Source organism: Labrys sp. HAY1-8F (assembly GCF_056754975.1).
The window spans coordinates 3,309,413-3,335,198 of record NZ_JBPGWZ010000002.1 but is presented as its reverse complement, the minus strand read 5'-3'; the positions used below and the strand labels follow the sequence as shown (position 1 = coordinate 3,335,198).

25 protein-coding genes are annotated in these 25,786 nt (G+C 63.9%); 11 read left to right on the top strand and 14 right to left on the bottom strand.

The window, feature by feature from the left end; all coding sequences use genetic code 11:
• Positions 1-33: 33 nt before the first annotated feature.
• Positions 34-393: a cupin domain-containing protein gene (locus tag ACR9ZN_RS24475; RefSeq protein WP_322432494.1), complete on the top strand. Its 360-nt coding sequence runs from the start codon at positions 34-36 to the stop codon at positions 391-393.
• On the opposite strand, the gene ACR9ZN_RS24470 is transcribed toward ACR9ZN_RS24475, so the two are convergent.
• Positions 378-1,217, bottom strand: a complete 840-nt coding sequence (locus tag ACR9ZN_RS24470; RefSeq protein ID WP_454811714.1) for a YihY/virulence factor BrkB family protein — start codon at positions 1,215-1,217, stop codon at positions 378-380. The two genes, ACR9ZN_RS24475 and ACR9ZN_RS24470, sit on opposite strands and share 16 nt — an antisense overlap.
• Before the next feature lie 447 nt (positions 1,218-1,664).
• Here ACR9ZN_RS24470 and ACR9ZN_RS24465 point away from each other — a divergent pair, with 447 nt between their 5' ends.
• Both ACR9ZN_RS24465 and ACR9ZN_RS24460 read left to right on the top strand, forming a co-directional pair.
• Positions 1,665-2,378 (top strand): DUF1223 domain-containing protein, encoded by a 714-nt coding sequence (locus ACR9ZN_RS24465; RefSeq protein WP_434959017.1) that lies wholly within the window; start codon positions 1,665-1,667, stop codon positions 2,376-2,378.
• A gap of 259 nt (positions 2,379-2,637) precedes the next feature.
• Positions 2,638-3,567, top strand: coding sequence for a threonine/serine dehydratase (locus ACR9ZN_RS24460; protein WP_454811710.1), 930 nt, complete (start codon positions 2,638-2,640; stop codon positions 3,565-3,567).
• Between the two features lie 10 nt (positions 3,568-3,577).
• Here ACR9ZN_RS24460 and ACR9ZN_RS24455 read toward each other — a convergent pair whose 3' ends face one another.
• A complete protein-coding gene (locus ACR9ZN_RS24455; RefSeq protein ID WP_454811708.1) occupies positions 3,578-4,153 on the bottom strand; it encodes a dihydrofolate reductase family protein in 576 nt (191 codons plus the stop codon).
• A 331-nt stretch (positions 4,154-4,484) separates the two neighbouring features.
• Between ACR9ZN_RS24455 and ACR9ZN_RS24450 the strand changes: the two genes are divergently transcribed.
• Positions 4,485-5,000: a winged helix-turn-helix transcriptional regulator gene (locus tag ACR9ZN_RS24450; RefSeq protein ID WP_454816633.1), complete on the top strand. Its 516-nt coding sequence runs from the start codon at positions 4,485-4,487 to the stop codon at positions 4,998-5,000.
• On the opposite strand, the gene ACR9ZN_RS24445 is transcribed toward ACR9ZN_RS24450, so the two are convergent.
• Together ACR9ZN_RS24445 and ACR9ZN_RS24440 are read right to left on the bottom strand one after the other, a co-directional pair.
• Positions 4,990-6,369 carry a sulfatase family protein gene (locus ACR9ZN_RS24445; protein ID WP_454811706.1) on the bottom strand — a complete coding sequence of 460 codons (1,380 nt, stop codon included), beginning with the start codon at positions 6,367-6,369 and terminating at the stop codon, positions 4,990-4,992. The two genes, ACR9ZN_RS24450 and ACR9ZN_RS24445, sit on opposite strands and share 11 nt — an antisense overlap.
• A gap of 156 nt (positions 6,370-6,525) precedes the next feature.
• A complete protein-coding gene (locus tag ACR9ZN_RS24440; protein WP_454811704.1) occupies positions 6,526-7,428 on the bottom strand; it encodes a LysR family transcriptional regulator in 903 nt (300 codons plus the stop codon).
• Between the two features lie 162 nt (positions 7,429-7,590).
• Here ACR9ZN_RS24440 and ACR9ZN_RS24435 point away from each other — a divergent pair, with 162 nt between their 5' ends.
• The 3 genes from ACR9ZN_RS24435 (at position 7,591) to ACR9ZN_RS24425 (ending at position 10,736) form a co-directional block, all read left to right on the top strand.
• On the top strand, positions 7,591-8,952 hold the full coding sequence (locus tag ACR9ZN_RS24435; protein WP_454811702.1) for an ABC transporter substrate-binding protein: 1,362 nt from the start codon (positions 7,591-7,593) through the stop codon (positions 8,950-8,952).
• 75 nt (positions 8,953-9,027) lie between these two features.
• The gene (locus ACR9ZN_RS24430) at positions 9,028-9,906 is read left to right on the top strand and encodes a carbohydrate ABC transporter permease (protein WP_434959011.1); all 879 of its coding nucleotides are present in this window, start codon (positions 9,028-9,030) and stop codon (positions 9,904-9,906) included.
• Complete coding sequence (locus tag ACR9ZN_RS24425) at positions 9,906-10,736, top strand: carbohydrate ABC transporter permease (RefSeq protein ID WP_441772135.1); 831 nt, start codon at positions 9,906-9,908, stop codon at positions 10,734-10,736. The genes ACR9ZN_RS24430 and ACR9ZN_RS24425 overlap by 1 nt, the downstream gene beginning before the upstream one ends.
• Before the next feature lie 75 nt (positions 10,737-10,811).
• Here the strand turns inward: ACR9ZN_RS24425 and ppa are convergent, their stop codons facing one another.
• The 5 genes from ppa to ACR9ZN_RS24400 form a co-directional block, all read right to left on the bottom strand.
• Positions 10,812-11,351 (bottom strand): inorganic diphosphatase, encoded by a 540-nt coding sequence (ppa, locus tag ACR9ZN_RS24420; protein ID WP_434959009.1) that lies wholly within the window; start codon positions 11,349-11,351, stop codon positions 10,812-10,814.
• Between the two features lie 196 nt (positions 11,352-11,547).
• Entirely contained in the window at positions 11,548-12,588 is a 1,041-nt protein-coding gene (locus ACR9ZN_RS24415; RefSeq protein WP_481273417.1) for an ABC transporter ATP-binding protein, read from the bottom strand.
• Positions 12,585-14,078, bottom strand: a complete 1,494-nt coding sequence (locus ACR9ZN_RS24410; RefSeq protein WP_481274392.1) for an ABC transporter permease — start codon at positions 14,076-14,078, stop codon at positions 12,585-12,587. Before ACR9ZN_RS24410 ends, ACR9ZN_RS24415 begins: the two co-directional genes overlap by 4 nt.
• Before the next feature lie 184 nt (positions 14,079-14,262).
• Positions 14,263-15,288 (bottom strand): iron ABC transporter substrate-binding protein, encoded by a 1,026-nt coding sequence (locus tag ACR9ZN_RS24405; RefSeq protein ID WP_481273415.1) that lies wholly within the window; start codon positions 15,286-15,288, stop codon positions 14,263-14,265.
• Positions 15,289-15,724: 436 nt separating this feature from the next.
• On the bottom strand, positions 15,725-16,234 hold the full coding sequence (locus tag ACR9ZN_RS24400) for a GNAT family N-acetyltransferase (RefSeq protein ID WP_434959006.1): 510 nt from the start codon (positions 16,232-16,234) through the stop codon (positions 15,725-15,727).
• Between the two features lie 236 nt (positions 16,235-16,470).
• Between ACR9ZN_RS24400 and hemH the strand changes: the two genes are divergently transcribed.
• Positions 16,471-17,514 (top strand): ferrochelatase, encoded by a 1,044-nt coding sequence (gene hemH, locus ACR9ZN_RS24395; protein WP_481273413.1) that lies wholly within the window; start codon positions 16,471-16,473, stop codon positions 17,512-17,514.
• 356 nt (positions 17,515-17,870) lie between these two features.
• Here hemH and ACR9ZN_RS24390 read toward each other — a convergent pair whose 3' ends face one another.
• Complete coding sequence (locus ACR9ZN_RS24390) at positions 17,871-18,407, bottom strand: invasion associated locus B family protein (RefSeq protein ID WP_434959004.1); 537 nt, start codon at positions 18,405-18,407, stop codon at positions 17,871-17,873.
• A gap of 248 nt (positions 18,408-18,655) precedes the next feature.
• Between ACR9ZN_RS24390 and ACR9ZN_RS24385 the strand changes: the two genes are divergently transcribed.
• Positions 18,656-18,868, top strand: a complete 213-nt coding sequence (locus ACR9ZN_RS24385; RefSeq protein WP_454811694.1) for a hypothetical protein — start codon at positions 18,656-18,658, stop codon at positions 18,866-18,868.
• 45 nt (positions 18,869-18,913) lie between these two features.
• On the opposite strand, the gene ACR9ZN_RS24380 is transcribed toward ACR9ZN_RS24385, so the two are convergent.
• On the bottom strand, positions 18,914-20,098 hold the full coding sequence (locus ACR9ZN_RS24380; RefSeq protein ID WP_481274391.1) for a cytochrome-c peroxidase: 1,185 nt from the start codon (positions 20,096-20,098) through the stop codon (positions 18,914-18,916).
• A gap of 185 nt (positions 20,099-20,283) precedes the next feature.
• Between ACR9ZN_RS24380 and ACR9ZN_RS24375 the strand changes: the two genes are divergently transcribed.
• Positions 20,284-21,855, top strand: coding sequence for an acid phosphatase (locus ACR9ZN_RS24375; RefSeq protein ID WP_454816629.1), 1,572 nt, complete (start codon positions 20,284-20,286; stop codon positions 21,853-21,855).
• A gap of 219 nt (positions 21,856-22,074) precedes the next feature.
• Here the strand turns inward: ACR9ZN_RS24375 and ACR9ZN_RS24370 are convergent, their stop codons facing one another.
• Both ACR9ZN_RS24370 and ACR9ZN_RS24365 read right to left on the bottom strand, forming a co-directional pair.
• Positions 22,075-23,136 (bottom strand): threonine aldolase family protein, encoded by a 1,062-nt coding sequence (locus tag ACR9ZN_RS24370; protein WP_481273410.1) that lies wholly within the window; start codon positions 23,134-23,136, stop codon positions 22,075-22,077.
• 67 nt (positions 23,137-23,203) lie between these two features.
• Positions 23,204-24,487, bottom strand: a complete 1,284-nt coding sequence (locus ACR9ZN_RS24365; protein ID WP_481273408.1) for an MFS transporter — start codon at positions 24,485-24,487, stop codon at positions 23,204-23,206.
• Between the two features lie 172 nt (positions 24,488-24,659).
• Between ACR9ZN_RS24365 and ACR9ZN_RS24360 the strand changes: the two genes are divergently transcribed.
• Positions 24,660-25,271, top strand: coding sequence for a CGNR zinc finger domain-containing protein (locus ACR9ZN_RS24360; RefSeq protein ID WP_481273406.1), 612 nt, complete (start codon positions 24,660-24,662; stop codon positions 25,269-25,271).
• Between the two features lie 16 nt (positions 25,272-25,287).
• On the opposite strand, the gene ACR9ZN_RS24355 is transcribed toward ACR9ZN_RS24360, so the two are convergent.
• Positions 25,288-25,782, bottom strand: coding sequence for a DoxX family protein (locus ACR9ZN_RS24355; RefSeq protein ID WP_434958999.1), 495 nt, complete (start codon positions 25,780-25,782; stop codon positions 25,288-25,290).
• Positions 25,783-25,786: the final 4 nt, after the last annotated feature.

Sequence of the window (25,786 nt, the reverse complement as noted above, 5' to 3'; positions counted from 1 at the left end):
CATTTGCTTCAACGCGCCTCGATTGGAATGACCATGATCGACAGCCGGACTTTCGCCGATCTCACCTCCCTCGACCTCGGTCCCTTCGGACCCAAGCCCACCACCCTCAGCGAAGGGCAGGTCGAAGCGGCAAAAACCCTGTGGAAGTCCGAGGACGGCCTGATGGAAGTCGGCGTATGGGAATGCACGCCGGGCCGCTTCACCGCCTCGCGCGAGCGCAATTCGGAAACCTGCCATATCGTGTCGGGGCGGGTATCGCTGCATGACGCGGGCGGCCAGACCCGCGAGGTGCGGGCCGGCGAGGCCCTGGTCCTGCCCAAGGGCTGGAAGGGCGAGTGGACCATCCACGAGACCACCCGCAAGCTCTACATCATGCATTACGACGCGGCGTGAACGCGTTTGTGGCGCCGCTCGGCCAGGATGGCGTTGATCTCCGCCCCGAGCAGGAACGCCAGCGCCACCAGCCACAGGAAGAACAACGCCGCGAAGACGCTGCCCAGGCCCGCGTAGAGCTTGGAGTAGGCGGCAAAGTCGCTGATATAGATGCTGAAGGCGTAGCCGCCGGCGAGCCAGAGCCCCATGGTGATCAGCACGCCTGGCCAGATCACGCCGAGCGAAGGGCGGCTCGCCACCAGGAACAGATGTACCAGGATGATGGCACCGCCGAGCACCGCCGTGGTGATGCCATAGCGGGCGATCTCGATCAGCGCCTGCAGCGGTGCCAGCACCGGCGTGAAGCTGACCGCCGCCTGCCATATCACTGGCCACAGCACCACCAGCAGAGCGAGAGTGACCAGGGCGAGCGAGGCCAGCAACACGAAGAACAGGCTCTGCAGCCGGCACCACCAGAAGGACCGCATCTCGACCAGGCCATAGGCCCGATTGATGCCGACGCGGATGGCCTCGACGCCATTGCTGGCCAGCACCACCGCCACGATGGCACTGACGGTGAGCAGGCCGGGGCGCGCCGTGCCCAGTACCCTGGTGACCTCGCGGGCGATCGGCTCGGAAACTTCATGCGGCCAGGTTTCGAACAGCAGTCGCACGATCTCGTTCTGCAGGTCGGCGGTGCCGAGCACGCCGGCCAGGGACGCCACGAAGATCAGGAAGGGAAACATCGCCGTGAGCAGGGACAGCGCCATATGGCTCGCCAGCGCGTAATCGTCATGCTCGGTGACCCGTTGCGTGAGATCGGAAATGAATTTGTACGCCCACATGGGGCAATCATGCCATTCCATTCGAAGATTTACCAGGAAAGGCCACGAAACATCCCGAGAAAACGCTAATCGCACTATGCTCAGGCGTTTTGTGATTTAATTGCCTTACGTCAACTCGCCATGTCGCTCCAGCCAATCGGTAGGATTGGCTTGGAACCAAGGAGCGAGCGCCCACAAGCGTTCACAGCTGAATGCGCTTTGCTCTGGAGGACACGGGCGAAATCGCTCGATATCACACCCCTTCACGAATCGCGGAGGTGCCGCCTTCTCACCACTGTGTTACTCGCCCGTTCATCTTCGATGGGCTATGGCTTGCGGGTGTTTCTCACCGGAGCAAGGCACTTTTCAGCAAGAATGCGCCCTGCCCGCACTCCCTGTTTCAACCCGTCTTTGCGATTCTCGGCAGTTCGGCCAGATTGCAAGGCGCTTTAGGCCTGGACGAGATCGATGCGGCGAAACCTGGTTGCAGCGCTGTTGTTGCTGGCCGCGAGCGGCCCGGCGATGGCGCAGCCGCGGGCCGTGGTGGAGCTGTTCACCAGCCAGGGCTGCTCCTCATGCCCGCCGGCCGACAAGATGATGGGTGAACTCTCCCGTGATCCCAGCGTCATCGCACTGTCCCTACCGGTCGATTACTGGGACTATGTCGGCTGGAAGGACACGCTGGCCGACAACACCTTCACCCGCCGCCAGCGCGCCTATTCGGAGGCACGCGGCGACAGGGCCGTCTATACCCCGCAGATCGTGGTGGATGGCGTGCAGCACGCTGTCGGTTCCAATGGCGAGGAAGTTCGCCGGGCCATCGAGATGGCCGCCACCCATCCCAGCGTCCTCAGCGTTCCCGTCGCCATTTCCGGCAAGAACGGCGCCTACAGCATCTCGCTGGGCAAAAGCGTCCACAAGGGCGAGGTCTGGGTGGTGCCCATCGAGACGAGCGCGGAAGTCAAGATCGAGCGCGGCGAGAATACCGGCAAGACGGTGACCTATTCCAATGTCGTGCGCTGCTTCCGCAAAGTCGCCGATTATGATGGCAGTGTCGCCACGGTAACGCTGAAGCCGGACGTGACCAGCGCCCCGGGGGCCGACAGTTTCGCCGTGTTGGTACAGGCCAATGCTGCCGGCAGGCCGGGAGCCATTCTCGGTGCTGCCCTGCACAAGCCGTGACCCTCTGTTTTTGATTCCCATCCAGCCCAAGGCGTTTCCCAGAAAAGTTGATGGACTTTTCGATTGAGAAAACCCGTGAAAACAAAAAGTTGGAGAAAAAGTGCGATTCAGAGAAATCGCATTTTGCTCGCGGCGCTTTTCTCCTGCGACAATCCTCCCTATCTTCCGGTCTCCCACGCATCGTGGCGGCCGAGTCGTACAGGTGTGCGCCGGCCATTGCCCCGAATCCGCACCGACGCCCCCGCCTGACGAGCTTCAAATGATTGACCAGAACGATATTCGCGCCGCCTATCAGCGCGTCGCCTCCCATATTCGCCGCACGCCACTTCTCGACACCCAGGCGGGAACCTTCGGCCTCGACCATGGCGTACAGCTCAAGCTCGAATTCCTGCAGCATGCCGGCTCGTTCAAGCCGCGCGGCGCCTTCAACAACCTGCTGTCGCGCGACGTGCCGGCGGCCGGGGTCGCCGCTGCCTCGGGCGGCAATCACGGCATCGCGGTTGCTCACGCCGCCCGTGCTCTCGGCCACAAGGCCCGCATCTTCGTCCCGGTGATCTCCAGCCCGGCCAAGATCGCGGCGATCCGCGCCCGCGGGGCCGATCTCGATATTGGCGGCGAGCGCTATGCCGATGCTCTCGCCGCCTGCGAACGCTATATCGCCGAGACCGGCGCGCTCTCGGTGCACGCCTTCGATGCCTGGGAGACCATTGCCGGCCAGGGTACGCTCGGGCTGGAATGGGAGGAACAGGCGGGTGGGGCGCTCGATACCGTCCTGGTCGCCACCGGCGGCGGTGGCCTGATCGCGGGTATCGCGGCCTGGTTCGCCGGCAGGGTCAAGGTCGTCTCGGTGGAGCCGGAAGGCTCGCAATGCCTCAAGGCGGCGCTGGAGGCCGGCGGCCCTGTCGATGTCGGCGTGGAGAGCGTGGCAGCGGATTCGCTCGGCGCCCGCAATTGCGGCGCCAAGGTCTATGCCGTCGCCAGCCGCCATGTCGGCGAGGCCATCACCGTGCCGGACAGTGCCATCGTGGAAGCGCAGAAGCGCGCCTGGGCCGATGCCCGCCTCGCCCTCGAACCCGGCGGCGCCACCGCCCTGGCGGCCCTGGTCGGCGGCGCCTACCGCCCGGCACCGGGCGAGCGCGTCGGCGTGCTCGTCTGCGGCGCCAATGTGGACCTTGCGACCATCGGCTGAGGCCTATGCCTCAGTTGCGCTGGCGCCGGTAGTGCAGGATGACGGCGCCGGTGTCGAGCGGGCGGTTCTCGATCAGCTCCAACCCGAGCTTGGGCAGGCCTGGCTCGAACAGGCGCTTGCCATCCCCGAAGATCACCGGCGTCACCATCAGGCGATATTCGTCGACGAGATCGAGGCTGATGAGGCTGTTGGCGACGCCGGCGCCGCCGAAGCAATAGATGTCCTTGTCTCCGAGGCTCGATTTCAGCCTCCCGATCGCGGCGGCGAGATCCGCTCCCGCCAGGGCGGCGTTCCAGCCGGGAGCGCCGGACAAAGTGGAGGAGACCACCGTCTTGGGCAGGCGGTTCATCACCGCGGCATGGGGAATACCGGCGGCGGGGCTGGCGGGATCGGTCTCGGCCGGCGCCCAGAATTCCTTGTTGAACAGGAAATTGGTGCGGCCATAGACGAGATGGCCGGCCCGCTCCAGGGCATGGCCGGACCAATGGGTTTCCAAATCACCCGACCACGCCGGCGGCACAAAGCCGTTCGGGCCCTCGATATAACCATCCAGACTCGTGAACATCGCCAGGACCAGTTTGGTCATCGTCATTCCTCCCAGGAATACCAGTTGTTATATGCAATCAGTTGCCTTCTAGCTCAACTACTCCTATTTTGCAAGCGGTCAAGCCATTTTACGATGGATGGTATCACCCGAAATCGTAAAGGCTCTTCCGCCAATCCGTTGGATCGGGTTGGAAACAAGAAGTTGGAGCGAACGGGCGTTCAGCCGCGAGTGCGCTCTGCTTCAAGCAGAGTTTCCCAGTGAGGCGCTTGAATGGGGCTCGCCGGGAAACTCTGAACTATTTGATATCTTGCAGGTTCCTCTTGATTGCGCCCTGGGCTCGATCAAGAGGCCCCTGCTTGGGAGTGCGATGATGAATACGGCCTACCGGTCGGGATGCCCGATCAATCTGACGCTGGAAATGCTGGGCGACCGCTGGAGCCTGATCGTCATTCGCGATGTGATGTTCGGCAACCGGCGGCATTATCGCGAACTCCTGACCCAGTCGGAGGAAAAGATCGCCTCCAACATCCTGGCCGACCGGTTGAAACGTCTTGTCGAAAGCGGCCTGCTCAGCCGTCGAGACGACCCCAGCCACAAGCAGAAGGCGATCTACAGCCTGACGGAGCCGTCCATCCAGTTGGTGCCACTGCTGGCGCAGATGGGCGCCTGGGGCCGCCGGCACACGCCGGCTTCACGTCGTCTGTCGATCCGCGCGCAATTGCTGGAGGAAGGCGGCCCGCCACTGTGGGAGGCGTTCATGGAGGAATTGCGGGCCCTGCATCTGGGCACGCCCGTGCCAGCCCGCTCGGTCCTGGCCGAATTGCAGGCAGCCTATCTGGCTGTGATGGCGCAGGAGGAGGGCGCGTCGGGTCCCGTCAAGGCTTGACCGGATCGACGTCCCGCTCGGGGTCGGCAAAGCCGATCAGATCCTGCGGCTTCAGCCGGTACTGGCGGGAGTAGCGGTCGGGCGCGTCGAGGATCTCAGGCGTGTGCCCCTCCTCGACCTCGGCTATCCAGGCGAGCAGGCGGGCCTTCAAATCGTCCGATATGCCGCGGAAGGCCGTCATGCCGACGAGGTTCACCATCTCATAGGGGTCGTTTTCGAGGTCGTAGAGATAGCTTTCGCGATAGACGTCCGAGCGGGGAGCTCCCTGGTCGTAGTCGGAGGTCACGCCATATTTCCAGCGCTGCGTACGCAGGGCCCGCCCTGTCTCCGTCTCGCTGATCTGGACGAGGATATCCTGCCGCCAGGGCTGCCGGGCATCCCGGATGACCGGCATGATCGACCGGCCCGCCATCGCGGCGGGTATGTCGAGGCCGGCGGCATCGAGCAGGGTCGGGGCAACGTCGATGGTGCTGAACAGGGCCCGGACCTGTCCGCCCGACATGAAGCCCGGCCCGGTGATCATGCTCGGCACGCGGATCGCGCTCTCATGGCAGGAGCGTTTATACTCGCTGTTGCGCGTCTTGAAATGGCAGGCATGGTCGGAGGTGAACATCACGATGGTGTCGTCGAGCATGTCCAGGCTCTTCAGGGCATCGATGAGCCGACCGAAAGCCTCGTCGAGGCGTTTCACCATGCCGTAATAACCACTCAGGTGCCAGGCGCTGCTGCCCTGGAGGCCGACGAGATCCGGCGGCGTCCACTGGCTGGCAGCCATGGCCTCCCGGTAGCCGTCGGGCGGGGGATAGTCGTCGACATGGTTCTGGTGATGCGGCTCCAGGAACGAGACGAACAGGAAGAAGGGCTTGTCCTGATGGTCGTCGCAATAGCGGATGGCGGCATCGGTCAGGGCATCGATCCGGTATCCCGGCAGTTTGCGGCGGCGGTCTTCGGTATCGAACAGCACCGCATCATAGGCATCGGACACGAATTCCAAAAGATTGGCCGCGAGCCAGTTCTGGTAGCCGCCACGCTCATGCTTGGGCACGGGATCGGTGTCGCCCAGATGCCACTTGCCGATATAGGCGGTGTCATAACCGTTGCGAGCAAATTCCCTGGCGATGGTGACGGCGTCGTCAGGCAGGGGAATGCCGTTGCGGAACACGCCGGTCTGCGTGGCGAAGCGCCCAGTTTGCATCGAGGAGCGCGCCGGCCCGCACAGCGGCTGGCTGGTAAAGGAATTGTAGAGATGCGTCCCCGCCCGGGCGAGCCGGTCGAAATGGGGGGTGAGGCCCATCGGATTGCCGTGCACGCCCGTGGTATCGTGGCGTTGCTGGTCCGTGAAGAAGACCACGACATTCGGCTTTTTCATCTAGGTCCCGCTCCAATTCGTCCGCTTTCGCCCTCGAAGAGTGAAGAAGGCGAGCACCGTCTGGATGGTTTAGCGACTCGATTCAGACCCGAAAAATGATATTAACTCACCCCCACCATAACCTGACGGAATATCGCGACTACCCGCAGGCCCCGTTCACGCCAGTGTCCCCTGCTCGCCCACCAGTTGCTCAAGCAGGTCGAGCGAGCGGGTGAGGATCGGAAACTCGCTGGTCGAACGACGAAAGCAGGCGCCCGAGGCAAAGCGCCAGAACGGGTCTTCGAACAGGAGCTTTTTCAGGCCGGCAGCTTTGGCCATCGCCTCGACCTGCACCGGCGCCAAGGTGAAGTAGGAGGTGCCGCTGATGATCCGGAAGCTTGCCGCCAGGGTCTCCACCTCCATGACGATCTCGGGCGAGCGCAGGCGCCTGTCGCGGAAATAGGTCTTCAGGCGTTCGACCACGGTGCCGTCGCGCTTGTAGACGATCCAGCGGCGATCACTGAGGTCTCGGGCGGCCACGCTGTCCGACTGAGCCAGCGGGTCGTCGCCGCAGCAATAGACGCACATCTCGACATTGAACAATTGCCGGGTCTCGATGCCCTCCGGCGGTTCGCCGCGCAGGATGCCGAGCAGCAGGTCCACGCGCCCCTCCAGCAATTGCGGAAAGGTCGTATCGGCGAGGTTGTAGTCGAGGGTGAACCGTGTCTGCGGAAATTCCAGACTCAGCCTTTTCACCAGGTCCGGAGCGATCGCCATCTGATAGGACATGCCCGCCGCGATGGTGAACATCTCGACGCTGCCCTTGCCGAGCGCCCTGATCTCCTCGCGGGCGTGACGATGATGGGTTTCGATCGCCCGCGCGCGCTCGAGCAGTTTGCGGCCGGCGACTGTGAGTTCCATGCCGCGCGTGGTGCGGTGGAAGATCTGGCTGCCGAATTCGAGTTCCAGCCGGCGAATGGTCTTGGTGAGGGCCGGTTGCGACAGGCCGATCTTTTCGGCTGCCGCCGTGAGATTGCCCTCCCGCGCCACCGCGAGGAAAGCCTTGAGATTGCGATCCATGCCATTCCCAAAAGTTATGGATAGATGCACTCAATATCATTTTCCAAGCTTGGCGGCAGTACCTATCGTGCAATCCGGAGCGGGGCCAATTCCGGTTATGGGCGGAGCCTGGCGGCAGACTCCCGGCCGAGCGGTCGGAGTATCGGACAAGGGAGAACTCGAATGAGCCATCGGCATGCCAATCCCGCGATCCTCGCCGCCCTGTGCATGTCGATATCAGCCACAGGCGTGGCGAAGGCCGAGGCCCCCTTCGCGGAGGTTGGCAAACAGGTGCCGATCACGGTTCTGATCAATGCCTCGCCCTGGTACAAGGGCTTTGAAAAGGCCGTCGAACTGTACGAGGACCAGACTGGTAACGTGGTCAATCTCGAGGTTACGCCGTTTGACGGCATGCTGGAAAAGGCTCGCTCGGCCGTGCGCAACGGTGGCACCAGCCCGCTCGATCTGGTGAACATGAACGGCCTTTCGGCGGTGGAGTTCTATGAAGGCGGCTTTCTCACGCCGTTCACGGATATCGATCCCGATTTCAAATGGCCGAAGGAAGCCTACACCTATGGCGACAGCAATTGCTGGGACGCCGGAAAGCGATATCCTGATTGCAGCACGGGCAAGGTGATGGGCTTTTCGCCCAACGGCAATGTCCAGCTCTATTACTACCGCAGCGACGTCTTCAAGGAGAAGGGCCTCAAGCCGCCGGCAACCTTCGACGAGGTGCTCGCCGACTGCAAGCTGCTGCACAATCCGCCGGCCGCCTACGGCTATTTGCAGCGCGGCGAGAAGGGCAATGGCATCTTCTATGACTGGATGGCCTATATGCTCAGCTATGGCGCCAAGGCCGAAGCCGATCCCGCCCATGGCGACTACACGGTGACGATCAACAGCCCGCAGGCCAAGCTGGCACTCGACAAGTTCATCGAGATCAGCCGCAATTGCGGCCCCGCCAATTACGCGAGCCTGGGCCAGGGCGACGTCATCCAGCTCATGCAAACAGGCAAGGGCATGCAGGGACATGCCGTGGTCGCAGCCTTCCCCAATTTCGACGATCCGCGCAAATCCGCCGTTACAGGCCAGATCGATGCGGCCGTCCTGCCCAAGGCGAACGCCGAAGCGGAACCCGGCATCGCCATCGGCAACCTCATTCTGGGAGTGCCCGCCAATGCCTCGGAAGCCGGCAGGAAGGGCGCGGTGGCCTTCGCCAAATGGTTCCTGACCTATGAGGCGCAATATGCCTATGCCGAGGCGGGCGGCATTCCGGTGCGCAGCGACGTGCTCTCCTCCGACCTCAGGAACCGGCCGGAATTTCGCTGGATGCCGGCCTATCAGGATTCGCTGAAATATGGCCGACAAGTCTTCTTCTATGCGGAAGGCACGACCATCAGCAACAATGTCGGCCTGCGCATCAACCAGGCTCTGGTCGGGGAAATGAGTTCGGCCGCCGCCCTCAACCAGATCGCCCGGGACATGAAAGCCCTCTTCGAGAAGAACGGCCGCAAGACCGGCATGCTGCCACCCTTGCCGGAATGACCCCGACAATCGCACAGGGAACGGGAGGAAGCCGGTTGCCGTGACAACGGTGCCGCCATTCTGAAAGGGGAAAGTGTGTCCGATTTCGTCGACCGCCACCTCGCCTGGTTCATGCTGGGACCGGCCATGCTGGTCCTGCTGGCCCTGACGATCTATCCCGTGCTCAACCTGATGGCGATGGCGTTTGCCGACATCCGCTTCGAACAGGCGCGGGAAATCTGGACCTTCCGGCCTCTGGATAATCTGCGCCAACTCGCTGGAGATGAAGTCTTCCGGCGAGCCCTGCTCAACACCGTCGTCTTTGCCGTGGCGGCCGTCTGCCTGGAAATGCTGATCGGGCTGGCACTGGCCATCCTGGTCTCGTCGCTAAGCGGCCTGAAGGGGCTGGTGCGAACGGTGCTCATCCTGCCCGTCCTGATGCCGCCCGTGGCCATCGGCTCGATGTGGAAGCTGATGTACAATCTCGACTTCGGCGTGCTGAACCAGGCCGTAACCGCCATTGGCCTGCAGCCGATCAACTGGCTTGGATCGAGCTCCCTCGCTTTGATCTCGGTGATCATCGTCGACGTCTGGCATTGGACGCCCTTCGTCTTCCTCATCCTGTTCGCCTCGGTCGAGGGCATTTCGAAGGATATCGTCGATGCCGCCAGGCTGGATGGCGCGGGCAATTGGGACATCGTCACCCGGATCATCGTGCCCTTGATCTGGCCGCCACTGCTGGTGGCCGCGCTGTTTCGCATCATCATGGCCTTCAAGGTGTTCGACCAGGTGTTCCTGCTCACCTCGGGCGGCCCCGGCAATGCCACCGAGGTGGTGAGCCTCCATCTCTACAAGGTCTATTTCCAGGAGAACCAACTCGGCTACGGCTCGATGCTGTCGCTGGCGATCATCCTGGCGCTGCTCTGCTTCATCTGGATCAGCCGGCGTGCCGGAAAAGCCATGGAAGCGCGCTGATGCTGGAGCTTCGCGGCAACTCCCGCGCCATCGGCTACGGCCTGATCGCCCTTGGCGTCTTCATCACGATCGCCCCCTTCCTGTGGATCGCACTGCAGTCGCTGAAGAACGAGATCGATATTCTGCGTGGAAGCTGGCTGTTCGCACCGAACGGGTTCAACTACGCCGACGTGCTCTATTCGCGGCGCTCGGACTTTCCCGCCAACATCCTCAACAGCCTCATCGTCGCCGCGACCTCCACGGTCTCAGTGCTGGTGATCGGCACGCTGGCCGCCTATGCGCTGACCCGGCTGACCGTGAAGCCCTGGATCTCCAGATTGTTCCTGGGCTGGACGCTGATCTTCAACATGCTGCCGACGCTGACCCTGGTCGGGCCCTGGTACCTGATCTTCCGCCAAGTCGGGCTGGCAGGCTCGCTGACGGCCCTGGTGCTGACCCACATCACCCTCAATCTGCCGATGACGATCTGGATGATGATGGCCTATTTCCGGGAATTGCCGCAGGAGCTCGAGGACGCTGCTCGCGTGGACGGCTGCCGGCAGATCGACGCCTTCTGGCGGATCCTGCTGCCGCTGACGACGCCCGGCCTGATCGCGGCGGGCGTGCTGGCTTTCGTGTTTTCGTGGAACGAATTCTCGGTGGCGCTGACACTGACCGATCGATCGACGGCGACGGTACCGGTCGCCGTCGCCCGCTTCGCCCAGCAGTTCGAGGTGCAATATGGCCAGATGGCCGCCGCCTCGGTGCTGTCGACCATCCCTGCCGTAGTGTTGATGTTCTTCGGCCAACGCTTCGTGGTGCAGGGGCTGACCATGGGCGCCGTGAAATGACGGCGCCCAGCGCAGGCTGTCCGGCATTGGGGGCGAACGACCGCGCTCGCCGTCCAACCCACGCAAAGGGCAGCCTCAGCCCTTGTTGCTCGCCTTGTAGCGTTCGATGGCTGCGAGGATCATCGCCTCCGCTTCCTTGGCGTCGCCCCAGCCCTCGACCTTGACCCACTTGTTCTTCTCGAGATCCTTGTAGTGCTCGAAGAAGTGCTCGATCTGCTTGAGGGTGATCTCCGGCAGGTCGGTATAGTTGTGCACCTTCTCGTAGCGGCGGGTCAGCCGCGACACGGGCACGGCGATGATCTTCTCGTCGCCGCCGGATTCGTCGCTCATCTTCAGGACACCGACAGGACGCACCGCGATCACGGCGCCGGGGATGATGCCGCGCTGGTTGGCAATCAAGACGTCGATGGGATCGCCATCATCGGACAGCGTGTGCGGAACGAAGCCGTAATTGCCGGGGTAGCGCATCGGCGTGTAGAGGAAGCGATCGACCACGAGCGCGCCGGAATCCTTGTCCATCTCATACTTGATGGGCTCGCCGCCGACGGGAACTTCGACGATGACATTCACCTCATGCGGCGGATTGCGTCCGGTCGAGATCGCTTCGATACGCATCGTAGATCACATCCTGTAAGGCAGGTTCTGGCGCAGGATGCCTCCAGACCCCGATCAGACTGCAGCCTTATGCGGAACGCGGATGCGTTTCAACCCGAAGATCACAAGAATATGATGCCGGTTTCACGGGAAACACTGACGGAAGCCCCTTCCGTCACGGCAGTGTCACAACGGAAGCTGCCGCGGCAGCATCCCTCTATGCTTCGAAAACATGGGCCGGCCCCGCCACGCTCAGGCGCACGCGCGTGCCGGTCGGCGGCAGATCGAGGCCGGTGCCGGTGATGCGAAGCCGATTGCCATCGGCCAGTTGCACCGTCACGGCCCGCAGAGCACCGCCGAATTCCACGTCCACCACGCTTGCAAAACAGCCCTGCGCGGCCTCGTCCGTGCTCGGCGTGAACTTGACCTGCTCGGGGCGCAGCATCAACTCGACATCGCCGCGCCGGCCATGCGTGCCGGCAGCGAGCCGGCCGAGCACGCAATCGACCCAGCCGACCCCGGCCTCCCCCTTCAGCAGGATAGCCTCGCCCAGAAACAGCGCCGTCTCGCGATCGCACGGCCGGCGGTAGAGATCGTGAGGTGCACCGGCCTGCACCAGCCGGCCCTCGCGCAGCACGGCGACCTGGTCGGCGAAGGACAGCGCCTCGGTCTGGTCGTGGGTGACGAGGATGGTGGTGACGCCGGCCTCCTGCAGCAGGGCTGCCACCGCCTTGCGGGTCGCCTCGCGCAGGCCGGTATCGAGGGCGGAGAAGGGCTCATCCAGCAGCATCAGCTTGGGCTGGCGCGCCAGTGCCCGAGCCAGGGCCACGCGCTGCTGCTGCCCGCCGGAAAGCTGGTGCGGCCGGCGCTCCAGCAGGCGCGGATCTAGATCGACGGTGCGCATCAAGGCGCGGATACGCTCGTCCCGATCCCTGGCACCCCGTTCCAGGCCGAAACCGATATTGTCGGCGATGGTGAGGTGGGGAAACAGCGCCCCGTCCTGGGTGACGAAGCCGATGCCGCGGCGATGGGCGGGCACGATGGCGGGGCCATCCGCCAGGACGGTACCGTTCAGGGCGATGCGGCCGGCATCCGGCCCCTCGAAACCGGCGATCAGGCGGAGCAGCGTGGTCTTGCCGGATCCGGAGGGGCCGACGATGGCGGTGCGGCTGCCGGACGCAACCTCCAAGCTAACGCCATCGAGCGCCACCATGGCTCCATAGCGCTTGCCGGCCTTGTCTATACTCAGGAAACTCATTGGCCGATCGATCGCCTGGACTGATAGTGAAGCAGGAGGGTGAGAGGCAGCGACAGCAGCACCATCAGGAGCGCGAAGGGCGCCGCCGCCACATAGTCGATGTCGTTGGTCAGCGACCAGAACCGCGTCGACAGGGTGACCGTGCCGTTGGGGGCCAGCATCAGGGTCGCCGTCAGCTCCGTGGTGATGCCGAGGGCGACCAGCGCCATGCTTGCAGCGACGCCCGGGGCCGACAGGCGCATGGTCACCTGCCAGATCGCCTTGAGAGGCGGGCGCCCCAGTGCCATCGCGGCCCGTTCGAGCTCGATGGGTGCCTGCGCCAGGCTGGCCCGCAGCCCGACCACGGCCCGTGGCAGGAACATCAGGCCATAGGCCAGCAGCAAGGTCGTCATGGTCTGATAGAGCGGCAGGGCGACCCGCACGGTGATCGTCACCAGCGCCAACGCCACCACCACGCCCGGGAGTGAGCCGACATAATAGTGGCAGGCTTCCAGCACCTTCTGCAGGTGGCCGGGCGCGCGCACCGACAGCCAGGCCATCGGCAGGGCAGCCAGCGTCGTCGCGGCCCCGCCGAGCAAGGCGAGGCCGAGGGTCTGGCCGAGGGCTTGGCCGATGTCGCCGGACGCCCAGGCCGCCGCGCCGCCGATAGTGAGCCAGCGCGAGAGCGTCAGCAGCGGCACGCCAAGCGAGAGGAGTGCGAGGCCGAGCGGCAGCGCCAGCCAGAGCAGGGTACCGCGCCCGAGCCGGGCGCGCGCTGCCGGGCGCGCAGCACCGGAGCCGACGCGGGCATAGCGCTCCTGGCCACGCAGACGGCTTTCCAGCCCCAGCAACACGAGGCAGGCGAGCACCAGCACGCCGGCGAGCATGTTGGCGGCCGGGCCGTTATAGGCCGACTGGAACTGGTCGACGATCGCGGTCGAAAAGGTGTCGAACTCGATCATGGCATAGAGGCCGTATTCGGCGAGGAGATGCAGGCCGACCAGCAGCGAACCGCCGCAGATCGCCAGCCGCAATTGCGGCAGGATCACCCGGAAGAACACGCGCGAGGGCGACTGGCCCAGGCTCGCCGCCACGTCCTCGAGTGCCGGGTCGAGCCGCCGCATCTGGGCGGCCACCGGCAGATAGAGGAAGGGCAGATAGGCCATGATCGAGACGAGGACACCGCTCCACAGGCCGCGCATGCCCGGCACCAGGCTGATCCAGGCATAGGAATGCACGAAGGCCGGCACGCCGAGCGGCGCCACCGCGAGCCAGGACCAGATGCGCGCCCCCGGCAGGTCGCTGCGCTCGGTCAACCAGGCGAGAGCCACCGCCAGCACGATGGCGATGGGGATGGTGACGGCCTCGAGCAGGACGGTATTGACCAGCAATTCGCCGACGCGCGGGCGCACCACCAGTTCATAGACGGTCTGCCAACCGGTCTGAAGAGTGATGAAGATCACGAAGCCGAGCGGCAGCAAGGCGAGCAGGGACACCAGTACCGCAGCCATGGCGACCGCATTGCGCCCGGTGAAGCCGGGTGAAGATACGCGCAAACTGCCGATTTCGGGCTGAGGTGACGTCGATGACACGAGGTGTCCTGAAAAGCGAAGGCCTCCGGCGCAGAGCCGGAGGCGCGATGATGTCAGGTTTATGTCGGCAGCGCCATATCGGCGCGGCGCGGTGTGCGGTCGCTCAGAGCAGGCCGGCCGCCGTCATCAGGTCGCTGACCTTCTTGCTGTTGAGCTGGGCCGGGTCGATCTTGGGAGCATTCAGATCGGCCAGCGGCACCAGCTTGGCATTGGAAGCGGCATCCTTGCCGACCGCATATTCGAAGGAATTGCCGGTCTTCAGGATTTCCTGACCGCCCTTGCCGGCAACCCACTTCACGAAGGCCTCGGCTTCCTTCTTGTGCTTGCTGGAAGCGAGCACGCCACCACCCGAGATGCTGACGAAAGCGCCCGGATCCTGGTTGCGGAAGTAATGCAGCGCAACGTTCTTGGAGTTCTCGCCGGTCTTGGCCTGGTCGCCGAACCAGTAGTACTGGTAGATGATCGCGCCTTCGACCTCACCGTCATTCACACCCTTCATGGCGATGCCGTTCTTCTTGAACGGCTTGACGTTGGCCTTCATGCCCTTCAGCCAGGTCGCCGTGGCTTCCTCGCCCTTCAGGGCCAGCAGCGCGCTGACGATGGCCTGGAAGTCGGCGCCGGCCGGCGCCGCGCCCCATCGGCCCTTCCAGGCCGGATCGGCCAGATCGAGCAGGGACTTCGGCAGCTTGTCCTCGGTCAGCTTGGTCTTGTTGTAGGCGAACACCGTGGTGCGCGCGGCGATGCCGATCCAGCGACCATGCGAGGGCTTGAAGGCCTCGGGCACCTCGCCCAGCGTCTCGGCCGATAGCGGCGCGAACAGCTTGGCGTTGTCGACCAGCACCATGGCCGGCGAATTCTCGGTGAGGAAGACATCGGCGGGCGATTTGTCGCCTTCCTGCACCAGCTGATTGCCGAGTTCGGTGTCTCCGCCATTGCGGAGCGTCACCTTGATGCCGGTTTCCTTGGTGAAGGCCTCGGCCCAGGCCTTGGTCAGGCTTTCATGCTGCGCATTATAGACCGTGATGCCCGCATCCTCGGCCTGGGCGCCCAGGGGAGCAGCGAACAAAACAGCGGCAAGGGCGACGGCCCCCGCGAGGGCTGCACGGCGATGCGGCAGGAAAACTCTCATCAGAACCTCTATCGGTTGGCTTCAGCCAAGGGATTGATTGAACACCCGATCTCTAGGCTCACCGAGAAGTTCCCGTCAAACACTTTAGATTAGAATTAGAATTATTAAAAACTAGATATTCATACCATTTATTATAGAAATGGTATCGGTCATCTGAGGAATCTCGAAAGGAGGACTTGCGCCTCTACACGTCCGCAGAACTATACGCTGGATTTTTTATCGACCGCCATGATGATACCGAGGATTACAAATGCGTAACCGGCACCTCGGGCTACCTGATGCCTCGCTCGCACATCCCTGGGCGGTCGTGCCTTCCGGCAATGAAGAAAGTCGACCGCCATCGAATTGATGACCGCGCTCGGAAAGGTGATGGGAAACAAGAGGGTCATCGACCGATCGAACCGCCGGCAAAAATGCAAACCAGCCCAGGCCTCGTTCAGGCGGCCCAGCCGAAGGCGATCTTCTGCAACTTAACGTCGCCGAAGCGCTCCACCATGCTGTCGACGGACTGGCCGCCGAGACGCCGGTAGAAATCGCAGGCCCGCACATTGTCGGCCAGCGCCCAGACCACCATGCCCTTGACGTCATGGCCGTTGAGATCGCGGCGCACCGCGTTGAACAGCCGCTTGCCCAGGCCGATGCCCTGATATTCCGGACGCAGGTAAAGCTCGAAGATCTCACCCTGATAGGGCAGGCCGACGGCCCGGTTGCGGCCATAGGTGGCATAGCCGGCGATTACGCCGCCAAAGGCCATCACCACGATGCGGGTCTTGCGATCGATGGCATAGCGCCACCATTTGGCACCACGCCGCTCGACCAGGCGCTCGAGCTCACGGCCGGGAATGACACCACGATAGGCGTAACGCCAAGCGACGTCATGCACATCGGCGATGGCATGGGCGTCGTCCGGGCGAGCCAGACGGATTTCGATGGCGTCGGTCCTCATGGCAGAAAGATAAGCGGGCCTGGCCGGTTCCTGCAAGTGAATTGCTCGTAGGAATGCGGCCGCCGGCGCAATGCGCGTCGGAGCGGCGACGCTGTTTCGCTTCAGCGCCTTGTTTGGACAGGTGTTTGCGATTCCCAGTGGTTTCACCGGGTCGCCAGGCGCCATGGCGTCGCGCCCGCACAAATCTGTTGCAAGCCAGACGCCCAGCCTGTTGAAAGGCCTGGAAAGGACCCGGCATGACTTCTCACCTAGCAAGCGCTCTTCCCGTTCCGGCGGATCATCCCGTCGGGGTCGGCGGAAGGATCGGTGTTCTCCTGGTCAATCTCGGCACCCCGGACGCGCCGACCTACTGGCCGATGCGGCGCTACCTTAAGGAATTCCTGTCCGACCGGCGGGTCATCGAGGTCTCGCGCCTGCTGTGGTGGCCGCTGCTCAACGGCATCATCCTGACGACGCGGCCCGGCAAGAGCGGCGCCAAATATGCCTCGATCTGGGACAAAACTGAGAACGCCTCGCCGCTCCTCGTGATCACACAGCGCCAGACCGAAAAGCTGGCCGAGACCTTCGCCGCCGATTCCCGCCTGACGGTGGATTTTGCCATGCGCTACGGCAATCCCTCCATCGCCTCGCGCATCGACGCCCTGCGCGCCAAGGGCTGCGACCGCATCCTGATCGTGCCGCTCTACCCCCAATATGCGGCGGCAACCAGCGCCACGGTGTGCGACAAGGCCTTCGAACATCTGATGACCCTGCGCTGGCAGCCGGCCGTGCGCATCGCGCCGCAATGGCATGACGACCCCGTCTATATCGAGGCCCTGGCCAGCTCCGTGCGCCAGAATCTCGCCAAGCTCGACTTCGAACCGGAGGTGCTGCTGGCCTCCTTCCACGGTGTGCCCAAGACCTATCTGATCCAGGGCGACCCCTATTACTGCTTTGCCATGAAGACGGGGCGGCTCCTGCGCGAGGCGCTCGGCTATGACGAGGCCCGTTTCAAGATCACCTTCCAGTCCCGCTTCGGCAAGGAGGAGTGGCTCAAGCCCTATACGGACGAGACCGTGGAAGGGCTGGCCAAATCCGGCGTGAAGCGCCTCGCCATCGTGGCGCCTGGCTTCGTGGCCGACTGCCTGGAAACGCTGGAAGAGCTCGGCGAGGAGAACAAGGAGATCTTCCAGCACAATGGCGGCGAGCACTTCGCCTATCTGCCCTGCCTCAACGACAGCCCCGAGGGCCAGCGCGTGCTGGAACATGTGGTCACGCGCGAATTGCAGGGCTGGGTCTGACGGGAAAATAGTCGCCCATACTGCCCTTCCTGGGATCGCAGGCATTTCAGCGACATGCTTGCATGTCGCGATTGCCCGCTCTTCCTATCCACCTGAAGAAGCGCTTCCAAGGGCAGGCAGGATACCCATAGGCGCTAACTTTGTGTGGTGGCACCAGATTGGAGGGTCGATCTCCAGGTCGACCATCTTGGAAATGGCGAGCGAGATAGAGGACAAAGGTGGTCGATCTCGCTCCATCAATTGATGGAGCTGTGGAGATCGACCCTCCACGCTACCTGCGCCTCTGGCCGCTAAGTTAGCGCCTATGGGTAGGACGCCTGCGATCCCAGGGAGAGTCGCCCCAATGCGGGCTGGTACTACTTCAAGATGGTAGCCGCCCGGTCGAGTGCCGGGCCGAACCCCTTGAGCGAAACCGTGAAGACGAGCGGCTTCACGCTGTCGTCGACCGACTTGGCCGTGAGCTTGAGCTGCTTGCCGGCCTTGAGCGCCGTGATGGTGTTGGCATCGAGTGCCAGGGGCACCAGGCAGCCCGCGGGGATGCAGGTCTTGTAGTTCAGCGGCTTGCCGCTGATCCCGGCATCCAGGGCGAGAGACACGCCGGCATCGAATTGCAGGCCGAACGGCATCACGAGATTGCCGGTGGTACCGCCATCCGCCGTGGGGTTCAGCTCGACCGCCAGCACGCGCTGGCCGGTCTTGGTATCGCTCTGGACCTGCTGAACCGCGCATTGCTTGGCATTGTTGACGACATTGCAGAGCACGCGCCAGTCCTCATAGCTCTCCTGGATGGAGGAGGCCCCGCCGGGCAGCGGCGATTTGGCAGGCGCTGCATCCTGGGCCTGGGCGGCACTTACCAGAAGGGCAAAAGCGAGACTAAGGCTGGTCTTCAGCATCGATTCCTCACGGCAGAAAGGCGTCATGCCCGGATGAGGGCAATGGCCGCAGCCATGACACGAATATCGCCTTCTGGCGATAGGGCCCTGCCGAAAAACCCGATGCTTTCGACACTTGATATGCCGTTACGGTAGGATGGCACGCCCCAACCTCCCAAGGTCGGCCCTTTCTCCTTGACTTGCCGCGGCTTCGCGATCCAACTGACCGGGGGAAAGATCCGGGGCATCTTGCACGAGAGGTGACGACCATGGACATCGACAAGGCCATTGCATTGGTTTCCGCGGCCGGTATCGAACTCACCGATCGACGCCGCAACGACAGCGATGACGGCTGGTCCCTCAGCTTCTCCAACGGCGCAGCGCTGGAAGTCCGGGACAATGGCGAAGTCTCCGCCTCCGGCAAGGGCGCCGAGGCGGTCACGGGCCTGCTGGGTCTGCCGGGCCAGTCCGCGGGAAGCTGAACCGCATGAAGCGCAGGCCAGAGGGCCGTCGCTTCGATCCGATACTCACTTTGCCGGCTCATAGCCGTCGGTGAGCGTGCCTAGGAAGACCACGACATCGTCGATCTCCGCCGGTGTCAGCGCCGGTTCGTCGCCGGCCTTGCGGTCGAAGGGCGGGTCGGTGTTGATGTTCGCCTTTGCCGCTTCGGGCAAATCGTCATATTTGTCGATGCTGCCGTCGGCCTTGCGCGGATACCAGCGTTCCGGATGGGTTTCCCGCTCGACATAGAAGCGCACGGCATCGCGCAGGGAATGCATGGTGCCGTTGTGGAAGAAGGTCTTGCGCAGGGCAATGTTGCGCAGGGTCGGCGTACGGAACAGGCCGCAATAATCCTCGCGCTTCAGAAAGTCGGTGCGCAGCGGCCCGCACAGGCCGAGATCGTGATAGGCCGGATCCTTGTTGGCGGGAATGTCGGGGTTGCGCGGCACGGCCAGCGCGATCTGGCCGTAATCGGTGAATTGCGGCGGCGTGCCGTCATTGCCGCGCTGGCTGATATGGCAGGAGGCGCAATTGCCCTTGTCCGCCGCGTTGAACAGGTCCAGTCCCCGAGCCTCCTGGGGCGTAAGCTCGGCCTTGCCGGCCAGAACTGCGTCATATTTGCTCGAATAGGGATAGAAGGTCCGGTAGTCCTGCTGGAACACTTCGAGCGCCTTGAGGGCGGTCTTGTAGACGAGGGCGGGATCGCCGGCCGCCTTCGGCCCGGCAATGGCGGCGATGGCCTTGCCATGCCCAGCGGCGAGCACGCGGCGGGCCACCTCGGCTCCATCCCGGTTGCCCATCTCGAAATCCGAGAGCAGCGGAATCCTGGCCTGATCCGCGCCGCGGTCGACACGCCCGTCCCAGGTCAGGCCTCCCGTGGGGCCGTTGTCGACGCTCTCGTCGGCCTCATCCTCGGAATCGTAGAAATGTTCGGTGAAGGGCGGCACCACCTGCAGATATTTCAAGGAGGGCACGGCACGCACACCGGACCGATGCATGTCGCCGCCGCCGAGCTGCACCGCGCGATCGTTTACCGGCCCGAAGGCATGGGCGGGATCGTGACAGGAGGAACAGGCAAGCTTGCCCGACCCCGACAGGGAGGGATCGAAGAAGAGGGAGCGGCCGAGGGCGCCGAGGGCCTGCGCCTGCTGGCGTACTTGCGCGCGCGACATCGCACGGGACACGTCTTGGCCGGCCTGGACCGAGGTCATCGCCAGCAACGGCAGGGCGAGCCCCAGGGCTCCGCCCAACCGCCTCACACGCCTGTTGCAAAGAAAGCTTATGGCTGCATTCCTTCATTGCGATCGGGGGTGGCTTCCGCCGCCAGCCCGGATAAGATGAGGGGCTGAGGGGAACGATAGCAACAAGCAAATCGATGCAGGAGACCCAGATGCGCATGAAACCTGCGGCGGTCGTGTACGCGTTGAGCCTTTCCATCGCGGCGTTCGGGCCGGCGCTGGCTGCCGAAAGCGCTTCAGGCCAGAAAGCCAAGCCTGCGCCCGGAACGTCCGAGGATCTGAAGCTGATCGACACCGTGGTGGTGATCTATGCGGAAAACCGCAGCTTCGACAATCTTTATGGCAGCTTTCCGGGCGCCAACGGCGTGGCGAAAGCACCCGCAAGCGCGCGCATCCAGCGTGATCGCGACGGCAAGCCCTTCCGCCAGTTGCCACCGATCTGGGAAGGTCTGACCGCCAAGGGCGTGACACCGCCGGTCACCCAGGCCGAGACCGAGCACCTGCCCAACCTCCCCTTCCATGCGGATGACTCCAAGGGTTTCAACCTCAGCTACGGCACGATTACGCGTGACCTCTGGCACCGCTATTACCAGAACCAGATGCAGATCAATGGCGGGCGCAATGACAGATTTGTCGCCTATGCCGATTCCGGCGCCTTGGTAATGAGCCTGTGGGACGGCTCGAAAACGGCGATGTGGCAGGTCGCCCAGAAATATGTCCTGGCCGACAATTTCTTCATGGGCGGCTTCGGTGGTTCGTTCTTCAATCATCAATGGCTGGTCTGCGCCTGCGCGCCCTATTACCCCAATGCCGACACCAGCCCCGCCAAGCCCTCGATCGCGGTGGTCGAGCCCGATGGGGTGACGCTCAAGCCCGCCGCCAACTCGCCGAAATCGGCGATGGACGGCATCCCGAAATATGCCGGCGACGGCAATCTCACGCCTGATTTCTATGCCGTGAACACCATGCAGCCGCCCTATCAGCCGAGCGGCAACGACCCAGTGAAGGGCGGCGACAAGGCGCTGGCCGATCCTGCCAAGCCGACGACGCTGCCGCCCCAGACCGAACCGACCATCGGCGATCTTCTCAGTCTCAAGCATGTGACCTGGGCCTGGTATAGCGGGGCCTGGCAGGACGTGCTCGACCACGGCAACAAGACGCCGATCCCGAACTTCCAGTATCACCATCAGCCGCTGAATTATTACGCCAGCTTCGCACCGGGCACTGCGGCCCGGGCCGAGCATCTGCGCGACGGCGGCCTGGCGGGTGTGGAATTCATCAAGGCGATCGACGCCGGCAAGCTGCCGCAGGTCTCCTTCTACAAGCCGCAGGGCGACCTCAACGAGCATTCGGGCTATGCCGACATCCAGGCCGGCGACGCCCATATCGCCGATGTGATCGCCCATCTCGAGAAGAGCCCGCAATGGCCGCATATGCTGGTCGTCGTCACCTATGACGAGAATGGCGGCCTGTGGGATCACGTCGCCCCGCCCAAGGGCGATCGCTGGGGTCCCGGCTCGCGCATCCCGGCCATCATCGTCTCGCCCTATGCGCGCCGCGGCATTGTCGACCACACCCCGATGGACACCACCTCGATCCTGCGCTTCATCACGCGCCGCTTCGAGCTGCCGACCCTGCACGGCATCACCGTGCGCGACTCGGCGATGGCCGCCCGCAAGCAGAAGCTGCTCGGCGACCTGACCAGCGCGCTGGTGTTGAAGGATAAGTGAGGCGGACCGCGACAAGCCTTCTCCCCTTGCGGGAGAAGGTGGCATTGCGGAGCAATGACGGATGAGGGGTGTTATCCCCCATCCAAGTCGAGTTTCATCCCTCATCCGCCATTTCGGGGCACCTTCTCCCGCGAGGGGAGAAGGGGACAACGTTATATTTTGAAGGCTTGAACTCAGTGAGCCGGGCGTTATTGGCGGCATTCGCCAATAAAGTTCCCCCTACCCCACCAGCTTCAAGAACCTTTCGACTTCCTCGCTCTTCGTCGCGAAGGAGGTGACCAGGCGCACCAAGTCCGCATCGGCGGCGGGCCGCCTGTCAGCCTGTAGGCCGTGAACAGGCCATTCATAGAGGCGGGCACCGGCCTGCCTCAATTGGGCGATCACGGTCTTCGGCAGGACGGCGAAGACTTCGTTGGCCTGCGTCTCATAGCCGAGTTGATGACCCGCCGCGACGAGGCCCTGCGACAAAGCCGCCGCCATGCCATTGGCGTGGCGAGCGAGATCGAGCCAGTGATCGTTCTCCAGCATGGCCAGGAACTGCGCGGCGATCGGCCAGGCCTTGGAGACGACATGACCGCTGCGCTTGCGCAGCCATTCGATCTCGGCCGCCTTCTCCGGCTCGAACAGCACGACAGCCTCGGCCATCAGAGCGCCATTCTTGGTGAGGCCGAAGGCCAGGGCATCGACACCCGCCTTCCAGGTGATGTCGGCGGGGCTGATGCCATCGGCCTTCTTGAGGAAGGCGAAGGCATTGGCGAAGCGCGCGCCATCCATATGCACCTTGAGGCCCCGTGCCCGGGCGATCTCGGTCAGGGCGGTGATCTCGCCCCGGCGATAGACCGTGCCGCTTTCCGTTGCCTGGGTGATCGACAGCACGGCCGGCTTGGGGATGGCAGAGCCGGAGCCCGAGCCCCGTGCCAGTGTGGCCTCCAACCCGGCCGGGGTCAGCTTGCCGCCGGCGCCGGCGATCGGCACCAAGCGCGCGCCCTGGGTGAAGAACTCAGGCGCACCGGCCTCGTCGCCGACGATATGCGCCTCTTCATAGGCATAGACAGCGCCATAAGGCGGGCTGAGGGCACTCAGGGCCAGAGAATTGGCGGCGCTGCCGGTGGCAGCGAAGAGCACGCCGACCTCGCGGCCGAACAGATCGGCGAGGCGTGCCTTCAATTCACGGGTAAGATCATCCTGCCCATAGGCAGGGGCGATACCATCGGCGCCGCGGGCAAGCGCCTCGATGATCCTGGGGCTGGCTCCAGCCCAATTGTCGCTGGCGAAATTCATGCCTTGAAGTAGAGCGCTCCAGGCCTGATGCGCAAGGGGGAAGAGGCAAGCTTTCCGGTGCGACGTGTCAGCGCTCCCAACCCTTGCCGCGCGGCCAGGGCAGCAGGACGAAGCTGGCGATGCCGGCGGCCAACAGGACGATGATCACCACAAAGACGGGCGTGAAAGGATCGGCATCCTGGGCCGCCGCGAAGGATCCCACCAGTCCCGTCAGCCATTGCATCACGGCGACGCCGAGGAAGATGGCGGTGTTGAACACGGCGAAGGCCCGGCCGGCGACCTCCTCGACATAGGCGGCGCGGACATCGGCATATTGCAGGATGAAATGGCCGGTCATGAATCCGAGCAGGACCACCGCGATGACATCGACGAGGCTCGACGACTGCCCGGCCAAGGCCGCAAAAGCGACAATGCAAAGGGCCGCGCTGGCGACGATCCAGTAGCGCCGGCCGCGATTGCCGGGCTTGAGCAGGCCGAAAACGGGTGGACCGAGCAGGGCTGCGACCGAGGTCGCCAGCATGATGTGCCCGCTGACGACGAGGCCGAAGCCGTGCCGGTCCATCAGCATCGGCACGGCCCACAGACCGCGTAAGGTGAGGAAGGCGGCATAGGAGACACCGCCGAGCAGCAGGATGCCGAGCGTATGCCTCTGCGCGAGAAGGGGACCTATCTCGGCAAAGGCGGCGAGCAGCCCCGGACGTTTGCGCTCACGACCGGGTTCGACCCTCTCGTCCGAAACCAGCAGGACATTCGCGGCCAGGACGATCGCCGACAGGATCGCCAGCACCAGGAAGCCAGCCCGCCAGGACCAGGTTTCGACCACGAAGGCGAGCGGTGTGCCGGTGATCAGCATGCCGATGCCGCTGAAGCTCAGCACCAGGCCGGAGAGCCGCGCAAATTGCGAGGCTGGATAGCGGTTGGTGACGAAGACGATGGCGCCGAGGAAAGCCGGCGCGCAGCCGATGCCGATCAGCACCTGGCTGGCGACGAGCACGGGCAGGTTCGGCGCGAACACGGACAGGAAGGAGCCGGCGCAGGCCAGCAGGAATGCCGCGCTGACGGTACGGCGCGGACCGAAAAGGTCGAGCGCGACGCCGATGGGAATCTGCGCCACCGCGAAGGACAAATGAAAGGCGCCGGCGAACAGCCCGATCTCTTGGGTGGAGGCGCCAAACTCCCGCTGCAACTCGCTGGCGAACAGGGTTGCGACCGTACGAAAGGCCTGGCTCATGGCCGCCACCGCGGAGAGGGCCGCGAGCATCGCCCAGAGCGGAATTGCGGCTTGTGCCCTGGCGTGGGGAACGGATCGCTGTTGGTCTTTCGGCACGGCTTTGCGAGCTTCGGTCAGCATGGCGCCCTCCTCGCATCGGCTTCATCAGGAATTTATAACCATCATGATGGTTATAGCATCGACCTCCTTGCCTTGACCGTCAACCCCTATGGGGGTTAGAAATACCCAGCAGCCGTCAGCGTTGATCGAAAACCCGGCGGGTAGCCCCAGAGGCCAGAGGGAGGGAGCGAGTTTGCTGATTGCTCCGGTGCGCGCCGATCTCTGCATCGACTATGCCAATACCCGCTCCTGGCGGGGCCGGGAAAAGCCCGTCGAGCGGTTGAACGGCATGGCGGACTTGCTGGCCTGGACGGCGCGGCAGGGTGACGAGGTACCTCGGCTGGCCGAACAGGCGACGCATTGGTCGAAGGCGCATCCCACGGCGGCGGACCGGCTCTTCGACGAAGCCATCAGGCTTCGGGAGACGCTCTACCGCAGCCTCGCAGCGGTTGCGCAGAACCGGGGGGTGGAGGAGCAGGACTTCCTGGACCTGGCGCAGGCGATCGCACAGGCCCCGCCACGAAACTGTCTGGTCCGCTCGCAACAAGGCTATGCCTGGACCATCGGCGCCTTTGAACCAGCCGCCGCTTATCTGATCGCCCCGGTGCTATGGTCGGCCGGCGATCTCATTCCCGCCGCCGAGCGTTACCGCATCCGGCGCTGCGCCAATCCCGAATGCCGCTTCCTGTTCCTCGACGAAAGCAAGAGCGGTACCCGCCGCTGGTGCGACATGGCCACCTGCGGCAATCGCGCCAAGGCCAGCCGGCATTATGCCAAGGTCAGGCAAAGCGACATCGGCGCATAGGCAACGCCGCCTCACCTCAGGCGAACGCGACCTTGCGGCCGGTCCAGCGGGCGATCAGGGCGTCGAGGGAGAAGAAGCCGCCGCCGAACTTGGCGAGATAGAGGGCGCAGACCATCCAGGGCAGGTGCTCGTTGTAATGGTCGGGATAGACGAAGAGCTGGATCACCAGCGCCATGCCGAACAGGCCGAGGCCGCCGAGCCGCGTCGCCAGCCCGATAAGGACCAGCACGGAGAACACGCTCTCGCCCAGCAGGGCCAGATGGGCGGCGAGCTCCGGCGGCAGCAGCGGGAGCTTGTATTCTTCCTGGAAGAGATAGACGGCGCTGTCCGACAGGGAGAACAGCGTGCCGTCAGCCACCTTGGTGCGCGCCGACCACCAGAACACCCGGAACAGGGCGATACGGGCGATCAGGGCGATCAGCCAATGCGGGATCAGCGTGAAGAGGTGGATCAGGCGATCCGCCAATCCCGGTGCTGCCGGGCCGGGGGATGCGAATGTCGTGCGGGTCATGGCA

Coding starts and splice junctions, on each gene's coding strand:
- ACR9ZN_RS24475 (WP_322432494.1), top strand. CDS start 34: ATGATCGACAGCCGGACTTTCGCCGATCTCACCTCCCTCGACCTCGGT.
- ACR9ZN_RS24470 (WP_454811714.1), bottom strand. CDS start 1,217: ATGTGGGCGTACAAATTCATTTCCGATCTCACGCAACGGGTCACCGAG.
- ACR9ZN_RS24465 (WP_434959017.1), top strand. CDS start 1,665: ATGCGGCGAAACCTGGTTGCAGCGCTGTTGTTGCTGGCCGCGAGCGGC.
- ACR9ZN_RS24460 (WP_454811710.1), top strand. CDS start 2,638: ATGATTGACCAGAACGATATTCGCGCCGCCTATCAGCGCGTCGCCTCC.
- ACR9ZN_RS24455 (WP_454811708.1), bottom strand. CDS start 4,153: ATGACCAAACTGGTCCTGGCGATGTTCACGAGTCTGGATGGTTATATC.
- ACR9ZN_RS24450 (WP_454816633.1), top strand. CDS start 4,485: ATGAATACGGCCTACCGGTCGGGATGCCCGATCAATCTGACGCTGGAA.
- ACR9ZN_RS24445 (WP_454811706.1), bottom strand. CDS start 6,369: ATGAAAAAGCCGAATGTCGTGGTCTTCTTCACGGACCAGCAACGCCAC.
- ACR9ZN_RS24440 (WP_454811704.1), bottom strand. CDS start 7,428: ATGGATCGCAATCTCAAGGCTTTCCTCGCGGTGGCGCGGGAGGGCAAT.
- ACR9ZN_RS24435 (WP_454811702.1), top strand. CDS start 7,591: ATGAGCCATCGGCATGCCAATCCCGCGATCCTCGCCGCCCTGTGCATG.
- ACR9ZN_RS24425 (WP_441772135.1), top strand. CDS start 9,906: ATGCTGGAGCTTCGCGGCAACTCCCGCGCCATCGGCTACGGCCTGATC.
- ppa (WP_434959009.1), bottom strand. CDS start 11,351: ATGCGTATCGAAGCGATCTCGACCGGACGCAATCCGCCGCATGAGGTG.
- ACR9ZN_RS24415 (WP_481273417.1), bottom strand. CDS start 12,588: ATGAGTTTCCTGAGTATAGACAAGGCCGGCAAGCGCTATGGAGCCATG.
- ACR9ZN_RS24410 (WP_481274392.1), bottom strand. CDS start 14,078: ATGGCTGCGGTACTGGTGTCCCTGCTCGCCTTGCTGCCGCTCGGCTTC.
- ACR9ZN_RS24405 (WP_481273415.1), bottom strand. CDS start 15,288: ATGAGAGTTTTCCTGCCGCATCGCCGTGCAGCCCTCGCGGGGGCCGTC.
- ACR9ZN_RS24400 (WP_434959006.1), bottom strand. CDS start 16,234: ATGAGGACCGACGCCATCGAAATCCGTCTGGCTCGCCCGGACGACGCC.
- hemH (WP_481273413.1), top strand. CDS start 16,471: ATGACTTCTCACCTAGCAAGCGCTCTTCCCGTTCCGGCGGATCATCCC.
- ACR9ZN_RS24390 (WP_434959004.1), bottom strand. CDS start 18,407: ATGCTGAAGACCAGCCTTAGTCTCGCTTTTGCCCTTCTGGTAAGTGCC.
- ACR9ZN_RS24385 (WP_454811694.1), top strand. CDS start 18,656: ATGGACATCGACAAGGCCATTGCATTGGTTTCCGCGGCCGGTATCGAA.
- ACR9ZN_RS24380 (WP_481274391.1), bottom strand. CDS start 20,098: ATGACCTCGGTCCAGGCCGGCCAAGACGTGTCCCGTGCGATGTCGCGC.
- ACR9ZN_RS24375 (WP_454816629.1), top strand. CDS start 20,284: ATGAAACCTGCGGCGGTCGTGTACGCGTTGAGCCTTTCCATCGCGGCG.
- ACR9ZN_RS24370 (WP_481273410.1), bottom strand. CDS start 23,136: ATGAATTTCGCCAGCGACAATTGGGCTGGAGCCAGCCCCAGGATCATC.
- ACR9ZN_RS24365 (WP_481273408.1), bottom strand. CDS start 24,487: ATGCTGACCGAAGCTCGCAAAGCCGTGCCGAAAGACCAACAGCGATCC.
- ACR9ZN_RS24355 (WP_434958999.1), bottom strand. CDS start 25,782: ATGACCCGCACGACATTCGCATCCCCCGGCCCGGCAGCACCGGGATTG.